Annotated in this window: 3 protein-coding genes; 2 read left to right on the top strand and 1 reads right to left on the bottom strand. The window is 68.3% G+C overall.

The genetic code is table 11. The features are described from left to right. Both AC1D15_RS28305 and AC1D15_RS28300 read left to right on the top strand, forming a co-directional pair. Positions 1–617: C39 family peptidase (locus AC1D15_RS28305; RefSeq protein ID WP_477828631.1), on the top strand; the 617-nt coding region annotated here is incomplete at its 5' end. Positions 618–807: 190 nt separating this feature from the next. Continuing rightward, positions 808–1,863: a DMT family transporter gene (locus AC1D15_RS28300; protein WP_477828630.1), complete on the top strand. Its 1,056-nt coding sequence runs from the start codon at positions 808–810 to the stop codon at positions 1,861–1,863. Between the two features lie 33 nt (positions 1,864–1,896). Here the strand turns inward: AC1D15_RS28300 and AC1D15_RS28295 are convergent. Further along, a partial coding sequence (locus AC1D15_RS28295) for a response regulator (RefSeq protein ID WP_477828629.1) occupies positions 1,897–2,189 on the bottom strand: 293 nt, incomplete at its 5' end.

The raw sequence follows: 2,189 nt of genomic DNA, 5'->3' as shown, positions 1-2,189 counted from the left end.
CTACCGGGTTCCCTCCACCGACCTTCCATTACCCCACCACCTCCTACGGGAGACCGCAGCAACCGGTGCCGCATGCGCCGCAGCAGCCGCACGGCCCGATGCCGCAAGGCGGGCCTGCGATGCAGCCCCCGCTGGGCATGCCGACGTCGGCGCGCCGCAAGACCAATGGCTCGATGCCGCCGCAACTGCCGCTCGGCATGCAGAAGCAGCAGGACTCCCAGTCGTGCTGGAATGCCGCGAGCCAGTCGTCGATGGCGTACTACGGCCTGCAGCATTCGCAGCAGGAGATTGCCCACGCGATCGGCGTGGCGCCGGGCCAGCCCGGCAACCCGGGCAAGGTCTACAAGCACTACGGCATGGACAACGGGAAGATCCCGTTCGAGCACATGAGCCCCGGCGATCAGACCCAGCAGGAAGCGTTGCGCCTGGCACAGACCATCCGCCACGAGCTCAGCCAGCAGCATCCGATGACACTGCAGCTCACCAGCACGGACCAGCACATGCAGCCGTTCCAGCACGCCGTCAACGTGCTGTCCATCGATCGGAACAACAACGTGCTGCTCGCGGATCCAGGCGCCCAGGGGTACCGATCCAGGCCCACGTCTCGCAGCTGCTGACGGGTTGGCAGCCCTATGACGGTTCCGGTGCCTCCATGAATCCCGAGGTGCACCTGAAGAACCTGTACCCGACGAAGACCCCGCCGGGTTCGCCGAGCTATGCGACGGGTCTTCCGCTGCGGCCGGACAAGTATTGGGGCTGAGGGCGCAGCGTGCGGCTTCTGATCCATGTCAGTGGCATGCTGCCGGCATGGATCGAGTCACCCGCCGGCCGGCGCTTCGCGGCGGCCTCATCGCCCTCGTCGCCGCTGTTCTTTTCGGAGCCAGCACACCGCTGGTTCAGCGTTTCGGCGTGGGGGTCGGCAGTTTCACCACGGCGGCGCTGCTGTATGCGGGCGCTGCCCTGGTCGGATGGGTGCTTCGCCGTCCCGTCGAGCACGAGGCTCGCGTCCGTCGCAGCGATGCAGGTCGGCTGACCCTGATGGCGGTGTCTGGCGCCGCGGTCGGCCCCGTCGCGCTGTCTTGGGGGCTGCAGCACACCAGTGGAGCCGGCGCTTCGCTCATGCTCACGCTGGAGGCGGTATTCACCGCGGTGCTGGCCATGCTCTGGTACCGCGAGGCGATGGACCGGCGCGTCCTCCTGGCCATGACATTGCTGACGCTGGGCGGCATGGCGCTGATCATCGACCGAGCCTCGGCAGGCGTCAGCCAGACCCTGGGGCTTCTGGCCGTGCTCGCCGCGACCGCAGCCTGGGGCGTCGACAACACGCTGTCGCGCGGGGTCGCCGACCGCGATCCCGGCCAGGTGGTGATGTACAAGGGATTGCTGGGTGCGATGGCAACGGCCGCTCTCGCAGGGGCCTTCGACGAACCGGTGCCGGCCGCCGGGCAGGCGGGTGCCCTTCTTGCGGTGGGTGCGACAGGCTACGGGCTGAGCCTGCGCTTCTACCTGCTCGCTCAACGTGCGTTCGGTGCAGTGCGCACCGGCTCCGTCTTCGCGTTCGCTCCGTTCGTCGGCGCACTGTTGGCCTTCCTGCTGGGGGAGCGCAGCGGAAGCGGCTGGATGCTGGCGGGGGCCTGCTTGATGATCCTCGGCATCGTCTTGCATCTTGTCGAGCGCCACGAGCACCAGCACCAGCACGACGAACTGGAGCACGAACACGCCCACCGCCATGACGACGGGCACCACGACCACGGCCACGATGCACTGCCAGCCGGTGCGGTGCACAGCCATCCGCACCGTCACGAGCCGATGCGTCATGCACACCCGCACGTCCCCGATGAGCACCATCGGCACGTGCATTGAGGTGATCTCGCTGCCGGCCCATCCTGCGAGCCGTCAACGGCGCACGCAGGCCTCGATCTCGGCCAGCAGCAGTGCCGGCTCCAGCGGCCGCAGCAGGTAGCGGAAGGCACCGAGCTCCAGCCCCAGTTGGCGCGAGGCCTCGTTCCAGTGCGTCGACGACAGGAAGATGAACGGGATGTCGCGCAGCCGCGGGTCGGCCTTCACGCTGCGGATGAAGTCGAAGCCGGTGCCCTCGCTCATGCCGACGTCCGAGATGATCAGCGCCGGCAGCCGCTCGCGCGCCATCTGCAGCGCGAGGCCGGGCGTCAACGCCGTCAACACCTCGT

It is taken from the genome of Rhizobacter sp. P2_H2, assembly GCF_056403375.1.
Note: the sequence above shows the minus strand (reverse complement) of the source record. Positions and strands in the feature narration are given on the sequence as shown.